Source organism: Cellulomonas biazotea, from assembly GCF_004306155.1.
GTDB lineage: Bacteria > Actinomycetota > Actinomycetes > Actinomycetales > Cellulomonadaceae > Cellulomonas > Cellulomonas biazotea.
The window spans coordinates 1-5,267 of record NZ_BIMR01000210.1; the positions used below are offsets into that span (position 1 = coordinate 1).

5 protein-coding genes are annotated in these 5,267 nt (G+C 73.8%); all 5 read right to left on the reverse strand.

From position 1 onward, the window contains the following. Window positions 1–32: 32 nt before the first annotated feature. Entirely contained in the window at window positions 33–1,433 is a 1,401-nt protein-coding gene (locus CBZ_RS13600; protein WP_130782064.1) for a glycoside hydrolase family 10 protein, read from the reverse strand. A 335-nt stretch (window positions 1,434–1,768) separates the two neighbouring features. Continuing rightward, window positions 1,769–2,203 carry a DUF3237 family protein gene (locus CBZ_RS13605; RefSeq protein ID WP_130782065.1) on the reverse strand — a complete coding sequence of 145 codons (435 nt, stop codon included), beginning with the start codon at window positions 2,201–2,203 and terminating at the stop codon, window positions 1,769–1,771. A 105-nt stretch (window positions 2,204–2,308) separates the two neighbouring features. Next, a complete protein-coding gene (locus CBZ_RS13610) occupies window positions 2,309–3,343 on the reverse strand; it encodes a LacI family DNA-binding transcriptional regulator (protein ID WP_246013375.1) in 1,035 nt (344 codons plus the stop codon). A gap of 140 nt (window positions 3,344–3,483) precedes the next feature. Further along, a complete protein-coding gene (gene yiaA / locus CBZ_RS13615) occupies window positions 3,484–3,957 on the reverse strand; it encodes an inner membrane protein YiaA (protein ID WP_130782066.1) in 474 nt (157 codons plus the stop codon). A 104-nt stretch (window positions 3,958–4,061) separates the two neighbouring features. Then, window positions 4,062–5,267, reverse strand: a 1,206-nt coding sequence (locus tag CBZ_RS13620) for a glycoside hydrolase family 3 N-terminal domain-containing protein (RefSeq protein ID WP_130782067.1), incomplete at its 5' end; no start/stop codon positions are given.

Consider the following 5,267-nt stretch of genomic DNA (forward strand, 5'->3'; position numbering starts at 1 on the left):
GCCCCCCCCGGGAGGGGTCGGTCGTCAGACCGTCACGACGCCGCGCACGTGACGCTCGGCCACGTCCACGTGCCGTTGTGCTGGACCGTGAAGCCGAACGACGTCGTCTGGCCCGAGGACAGCGCGCCGCTGCCGCTGGGCCGCATCGTCATGACGTTGCCCGAGGAGTCCCACGACGGCGAGCCGCTCCAGGTCGCGATGATCTTCTGCGGCGACCGGACGGTCACCGTCGACGTCCACCCGCTGATGTTCCCGTTGGCGCGGATCGTCACGGTGCCGTTGAACCGGTCGCCCCACTTCTGACCCTCGGAGTACGTCGCGGTGCAGCTCCCGCCACCCGTGGGCGGGGGCGTGGTCGTGGTCGGCGTCGGGACGGGCGTCGTCGGGTTGGGGTTCGGGTTGGTCGTGCCGCCCGCGTTGAGCTGGTTGAGGACGCTCGTGTAGGCGGCCTTCTTGTTGCCCGACCCGTCGAACAGCAGCGGCGTCCCCGAGGCGCGCCACGAGTCGGAGTCCCGGACGCCCCACACCGTGATGCCGGTGCACCGCGCGACGGCGAGGCACGCCTGCACGACGCCCTGGTACTGCTGGGCCTGCGAGCTGCCGGAGCCCTCGATGTCGAGCTCGGTGATCTGCACGTCGACGCCGAGGTCGGCGAAGTTCTGCAGGGTCGTGTGGTAGTTCGACGGGACCGGGTTGCCCGAGTTGAAGTGCGCCTGGAAGCCGACGCAGTCGATCGGGACGCCACGCGACTTGAAGTCCCGGACCATGGTGTAGACGCCCTGCGTCTTGGCATGGGACCAGTTGTCGGTGTTGTAGTCGTTGTAGCAGAGCTTGGCGTTCGGGTCGGCGGCCCGGGCGGCGCGGAACGCGGCCTCGATCCAGTCGTTGCCGGTGCGCTGCAGGTTCGAGTCGCGACGCCCGCCCGACGAGCCGTCGGCGAAGGCCTCGTTGACGACGTCCCAGGCGTAGATCTTGCCCTTGTAGTACGACGCGACCTGCGTGACGTGGTTGAGCATGGCGTTGCGCAGGTCGGTGCCGGACAGGTTCTGCATCCAGCCGGGCTGCTGCGAGTGCCACGCGAGGGCGTGACCGCGCACCTGCTTGCCGTTCTGCCGCGCCCAGTTCACGATGCGGTCGCCGCTCGAGTAGCTGAACTGGCCGCGGCTGGGCTCCGTGGCGTCCATCTTCATCTCGTTCTCGGCCGTGATCATGTTGAACTCGCGGTTGGCGATGGACGTGTACGTCCCGTCGCCGAGCCTGCTCGCGGCGATGGCGGTGCCGAAGTAGCGCCCGCTCTCGGACGCGGCGGCCTGCAGGGTGCTGCCCGCGGCCGCGGCCGGCACGGCGATCGCCACGGCCAGCGTGGCGGCGGCGAGCCCGCCGAACGCGGCGGCGAGGCGGCCACGGCCGTACGTGTGACGTGGGGTCGTCATCGATCCCTCCCGGGTCATGGTTGGTGGTCGGCGAGTGCGCCGGGTCGCCACCCTCGCGACCGCCGTCACGAGGGGTCAAGGAGTGGACCGGTCAAGAAAGTTGCGAAAGTCGGAGCGAAACGATTTGGCACTCGAACGGGTGATCTCCACCGATGTAAACACCGGAACCGCGCCGCCGCCGGCGCCATGGCGGCGTCCGCGCGTCGTCCCGCGCCACCCGCTTGCGCGACAGTTTCGGGAGTCCCGACCGGGCGACTGCGACGCCGGTCCGCATCACCCGAGCAGGCGCCGGCGCCGCCCCTGCGCGCTCGGTCGGCCGGTCGTGCCCGCGTCGCTCACTCGACCGCCCCGACGCGGTGCACCTCGACGCGCACCGACCGGACCCCGGTGCGGTCGTCCGTGCGCAGGACCAGCAGGCCCACGTGGACCCCCGTCCGCAGCCACACCGGCCCGCCGTCGCCCACGTCGAAACGCGGCGTCGTGAGGATCGGCTGCCGCGGCGACGCCTCGTGCACCGCGGTGTTGACGACCGACACGACCGACCCGTCGTCGAGCCGCAGCTCGTAGCGCGCCGACAGCTCGCACGACCCGTCGGACCGCTCGAGGTTCCAGTCCGCGCCGCCGGGCAGCACCACGCCGGCCACCCGGCCCGCGACCGTGCCGCCGACGACCGGGATCACCCGGCGCCGTCCGGTCGGCGTCTCGCCCACGTCGACGACGTCGCCGAGCACGGCGTCGATCGTCAGGACGTGCTCACCCGTCAGGCGCACGCGCCGCCACCTCCTCGACCACCGTGTCTTCACCGATGAAGGAACGGTGCGGGCACCACCGTGGCCACGGGACCGAGACGTGTCAACGACCACCACCCGCCCGACCTACGGACGCGCCGGAGTGCTCCCCCGCTCGACGAGCCGCATGTCGGCGACGTGCAGGACGGGCGCACCCCCGACGACCCCGCGGGCGACGTCCGCGAGCCGGCGGTCGAGCAGCCCCACCGCGACCTCCGCGACGTCCCGGCGTCCCGGGTCGACCGTCGTGAGCGCCGGCGTCGAGTACCGGGCGTCCTCGATGTCGTCGAACCCGACGACCCCCACGTCCTGCGGGATCGAGCGCCCACGCACCTGCAGCTCGTACATCGCCCCCAGGGCCAGCGCGTCGTTGAACGCCACGACCCCGTCGACCTCGACCCCGGAGTCGAGCACCGCCGCCATCGCGCGCGCGCCGTTCCCCCGGTGCCAGCCCTCGTCCGCCCAGCCCAGCAGCCGGTCGTCGACCGCGATCCCCCGCGCCTCCAGCGCCTCCCGGTAGCCGCGGAACCGCAGCGTCGCCGACCCGGCCGTCGGCGCGTGCAGCATGCCGATCGCCGCGATCCGCCGGCGACCCGCGTCGAGCAGCAGGTCCGTCGCCGCCCGGGCACCGTCGACGTTGTGCATCGTCACGTGGTCGACCTTGTCGGAGAACATCTGCTCGCCGAGCAGCACCAGCGGGTAGCCGAGCCCGTCGAGCAGGTCGGCGTCCGCCTGGACGAGGGTCGCCGGGCTGAAGATCAGGCCGTCGACCAGCCGGCGGCGCGGCTCACGGAGCGCCGCGAGCTCGCCCTCACGCGTGAAGCCCGTCGGGTCGACGACGACGCGCAGGTCACGCCGCCGCGCGGCCGCGAGGATCTCGTCGGCCAGCTCGCCGAAGTACGGCTGCCCCAGCTCGGGGACGGCCAGGCCGATGACGCCCGTCCGGCCCGAGCGGAAGTTCCGGGCGGTGACGTTGAGCTCGTACCCGAGCTCGTCGACCGCGGCGAGCACCCGCGCGCGCGTCGACTCCCGGATGTACGGGTAGCCGGCGAGGACGTTCGAGACGGTCTTCGCGGAGACGCCGGCACGCCGCGCGACGTCGGCCATCGTCGGCACAGGCACCCCCTCCGCGTCGACCCCGCGAGCGGCCCGGGCCGCGGCACCCGGGAGGGCCGCGCGACGGGCAGCGGCAATCTACCGGACGGCCCGGACCGCCACGGAGGGGTTCACGACCCGCAACCCGGCGACCCGCGCGGGTCCCGCTAGTGCCAGACGGTCGTCTGGACGTCCTGCTCCGCCGGCACGTGCGGGACGGCCTTGGGCCCCGCGGCGGCGTTGGCCGCGGCCAGGTCGCGGACGTTCTTCTGCACGGCCACCGACGAGAACAGCGACATCGCGAACGCCAGTCCGTAGAAGCCCTTCTCCGACAGCGTCATCGACGAGTTCGCCAACCCGACCGAGACCAGCACGAGCGACGTCAGCACCATCGCCCACGACAGGCCCAGGAAGATGCCCGTCACCGGGATCCCCTCGGCGCGGTCGCGGACCGACTTCTGCAGGGCGATCGCGGAGAACAGGCCCAGCAGGAGCGTCGTCCCGTAGAAGCCCTTCTCCGACGCCGTCATCCCGGCGTTCCACAGGCCGATCGCGAACGCGCTCACGGCGAGGACCAGGGCGACCCAGGACGCGCCGACGAACGCGGCGGTCGGACGGGCGGGGACGGGCTGCTGCGACATGACGGCTCCGAGGGTCGGATGGGCTCTCGGCGAGAGGGGGCCCCCGATGGTCCCGGCAGCGCAGCGTCAGGGGCAAGCATCCCCGCCGATCAGCCCGTGATGGCCTAGCGGGAGGGGTCGGGCGCCGGCAGGGCCGCGGTCGCCTCGTCGGAGGGCGGCACGGTCGTCGGCTGGTCGGTCGTCGGCCGGCCCGCCGTCGGCACGTCGAGCGTCGGCAGCGTGACGTCGACGCACCCGAACGCCCGGGGGTCGCCGCCCGCGAGCGCGGTGACGCGCGCGGCAGCCTCCGAGAGCCGCTCCTCGGGGAGCCGTCCCGTGCGGACCGCCTCGACGAGCGCGTCGCGCATCCGCTGGGCGTGCGCACCGTCGGTCGTCAGGACGGCGTCCGCCCCCGCGGCGACGGCCCGCACGGTCGCCTCGGGGAAGTCCCAGCGCAGGTTCACCGCACCCATGCCCACCGAGTCGGTGATCGCGACGCCCTCGAAGCCCATGTCGCGCAGCAGCGCGTACGCCTTCGGGCTCAGCGACGCCGGCAGGTCCGGGTCGAGCGCGGCGTACTGGAGGTGGTTCATCATGACGACCGGTGCGCCCGCGTCGACCGCCTGCTGGAAGGGCAGCAGGTCGGTCGCGGTGAGGTCGTCGAGCGTCGCCGGGACGAGCGCCGAGCGGGCGTGCGAGTCGACGGTGGAGCGACCGTGCCCCGGGAAGTGCTTGATCGTCGGGACGACTCCCGCGTCGGCGAGGCCCGCGGCGAACGCGATCCCGTAGTCGGCGGCCTCCTGCGGGTCCGCGCTGAACGACCGGTCCCCGATGACGCCGCCCGACGGGCCGTCGTCGAGGTCGAGGACGGGTGCGAGGTCCACGTCGACGCCGATCTCCGCGAGGACCGCGCCCGTCTGCGCGGCACGCTCCCGCACCTCCTGCGGGGTCTCCCGGGCGGCCATGCGCCGCGGCGACGGCCCGGACCCGACGACCGTGCGCATGAGGGCGACGCGCCCGGACTCCTCGTCGGTCGTGACCAGCAGCGGGCGGCCCGCCTGCGTGCGCAGGCCCGCGGTCAGGGCGGTCGTCTGCCGCCGCGAGACGACGTTGCTCTCGGAGAGGAACACACCGCCCACGCCGAGCGCCGTGACCTGGGCCGCGAGCGGGGCGTCCGCGCGCGTCACGCCGGGCAGGCCCACGACCAGGACGGCCGCGGCGCGCTCCTCGAGGCTCGCGGGCGTGCACGTCGGCGTCGGGGTCGGGGTCGGCGTGCGCGCCGGCTGCCGGGCCGCCTGGGGGCGCCCGTCGTCCGCCGCCGCGGGCACGAC